The 2,575-nt window shown below is 45.2% G+C and carries 2 protein-coding genes; one reads left to right on the forward strand and one right to left on the reverse strand.

Annotated elements, in window-relative coordinates:
- Positions 1 to 351: 351 nt before the first annotated feature.
- Positions 352 to 1,395, forward strand: a complete 1,044-nt coding sequence (gene egtD / locus QUA44_RS30270) for an L-histidine N(alpha)-methyltransferase (RefSeq protein WP_333256346.1) — start codon at positions 352 to 354, stop codon at positions 1,393 to 1,395.
- A 204-nt stretch (positions 1,396 to 1,599) separates the two neighbouring features.
- Here the strand turns inward: egtD and QUA44_RS30275 are convergent, their stop codons facing one another.
- A complete protein-coding gene (locus QUA44_RS30275; RefSeq protein ID WP_333256348.1) occupies positions 1,600 to 2,211 on the reverse strand; it encodes a hypothetical protein in 612 nt (203 codons plus the stop codon).
- Between the last annotated feature and the right edge of the window lie 364 nt (positions 2,212 to 2,575).

Consider the following 2,575-nt stretch of genomic DNA (forward strand, 5'->3'; position numbering starts at 1 on the left):
TTTTGAGCAACAGCTTGCCTGAGATTCAAAGGTGGCTACTTCTAGCTGTGCTCATTTTTTAGTCTAAACTACAGTATGTTAGGAACATCAGATAAATGGATTGAGAGAGTATTGGGCAAAAAAAATGTTTGCGAAATGCCTAACTTTTTTCCATGTAACAATTTCAAATAAAACAAGTTTGGTTAATTATTTGATGATTTTTGTGGATAAATTTTAAGTTTTAATTGTGGATGCGATCGCCATCCGGTGAGACAATACATAACGGAGAGCGGCATGAAAAATCTGACTTGAGCGCGATATTTGGCAACGCGACGGCGTGCTATACCCATATGTGCATCTAAAAATTACTTTATGAAATCCCCAAGACTGTCCGACACGACAAACTCAGCCTCAACAAAGGAAAACCGGCTGCACTTAGAGCGACTGGTGAGCGCTGCGGCACTGACACCCGCAGAAATCAATGCTGGCAGCGATGCAGTTAGCGGGTTGACTCAAACCCCCAAATCCCTGCCTCCAAAGTATTTCTACGACGATCGCGGCTCGAAGCTGTTTGAGTTGATTTGCCAGTTGCCAGAATACTACCTGACACGCACTGAAACGGCTATTTTGCAGCGGTGCGCGGGGGCGATCGCAAATTTAACAGGCCCCTGCGAAATTGTCGAACTCGGCAGTGGCAGTTCCACCAAAACTCGGATTCTCCTCGATGCTTACAGTCAACTGGAGTATCCCCTGCACTATTTGCCGATCGACATCAGTCCTACTATCCTAGAAAGCAGCGCTTGTCAACTGTTGGCAGATTATCCGTCGCTCCAGATTCACGGACTTGTCAGCACTTACGAATTAGCCTTAGCTAAAATTGCACCGTCGCCGTTGCCAACCCGAATGATTTGCTTTCTCGGCAGTACCCTCGGCAATCTCAACGCTCAAGAATGCGATTTATTCTTCTCGCAAATTGTCGGTGCATTGCAGCCGGGAGAATATTTTTTGTTGGGAATTGACTTAGACAAATCTAAGGATATTTTAGAGCCTGCCTACGATGACAGTCAAGGAGTAACAGCGGCATTTAACTTGAATATGCTGCGGCATTTAAATCGAAGGTATGAGGGGAATTTTGATTTAGCGCAGTTCGAGCATTGGGCTTTTTACAATCAAGAGGAATGTCAAATTGAAATGCACTTGAAAAGTAAAAAAGCGCAAAAAGTTCAGTTGCGCGCTCTCAATTTAACGGTTGACTTTGCAGCGGGAGAAACTATCCGCAGCGAAATATCGCGCAAGTTTAATCTCAATACTGTAAAGGAAGAACTTTCGCACCGCGGTTTAATGCCGGTGCAAGTTTGGACAGATCCAAATCAGTGGTTTGGCTTGATGCTTTGTCAGATGTCAGTTGACAGTTGACAGTTGACAGTTGTCAGATGTCAGTTGACAGTTGACAGTTGGCAGTTGGCAATTGTTATTTGTTATTTGTTTTGAATATCTCCCAATAATCAGTAACTACTGACTACTGACTGCTGACTACTGACTAATAACGTTCGCGAGCGGGGACAGCACTATGACTACTGACTACTGACTACTGACTACTGACTACTGACTACTGACTAATTAACAAATCGGCCGCTGTCCGGGTTTGACGGCGTGAATGTACTCGCTGCCGGAGGTGGGCCATCCCCGCTTATAATAAGCTTCCTCCGGCTTTCCCCAGCCCAACTGCAACAAAATTTCTAGAAAATCCAACTTTTCCCACTTCGAGAGACTGGCCCATTCTGTGCGCTGGGCTATAGCCTCTACATCAACCGGCTCGATCGATCGAAAATCCTTCCCGCTGTTAATGCTTAAATATAAATCCATCCCGGCAGTTACCTGCTGCCAGAATTCCAACATAGAAATCTTAGCTGCCTTCAACGTAATCAAATCAACCGGTAGAGCTATTAATTCGTCATCCACTGCCGGATAGCGTAGAGTATTGCCTTTAACCGCCATTTCCCGCCAAACAATCCCAGAAACTTGATGTTCCCGCTGGTATTCGTGCACGGCAGCCTTAAAATTTTGATAGGCAGTGAACTTCTGAACGCCCTCAGATTTGAGAAAGCGGTCAATCACGGGGTTGCCTGTAGCAGGAGTTTCAGTCAAATTGAGACGCCGCCCATGCAAGCAGGCTTGGCGCTCTTCTTCGAGGATTTTAATGAGTTCCGCCGTGCTGTAGACCTTGGACATCTTTATTCAGGCAAAATCAAGATATTGGCTGATATTCGGCTGGTTTTCTCGACTAATCTTCGGTAAAGATAGTTTGGCTGTTCTGGGCAATATTCAGTTTTGCCGTTATTCTAACTTTTCTTGCTGCTTAATTCTAGTTTGATAGTTTACAGGAGTCGAGCCGCGAAATCCCGACAGCCTCTTAAAAAAAGCAGTTAAGAGGGTATCGAATCACGAACTAGAGTGGGAACTGCACCGCAGACGTACCTCGCGGGATTTTTCGCCAAAAACAAAGCCCCCTCCTTGGAGCTACCGTGTACACACAAGTCCAGCTAGACTGGGTTTGAGAAGTTAGAAACAAAATAAATCATGGAAAATCCCATCC

The organism is Microcoleus sp. N9_A2 (assembly GCF_036701775.1).
Classification (GTDB): Bacteria; Cyanobacteriota; Cyanobacteriia; order Cyanobacteriales; family Microcoleaceae; genus Microcoleus.

Excerpts from the sequence above, each read along its gene's own strand:
- egtD (WP_333256346.1), top strand. The coding sequence starts at position 352 with ATGAAATCCCCAAGACTGTCCGACACGACAAACTCAGCCTCAACAAAG.
- QUA44_RS30275 (WP_333256348.1), bottom strand. The coding sequence starts at position 2,211 with ATGTCCAAGGTCTACAGCACGGCGGAACTCATTAAAATCCTCGAAGAA.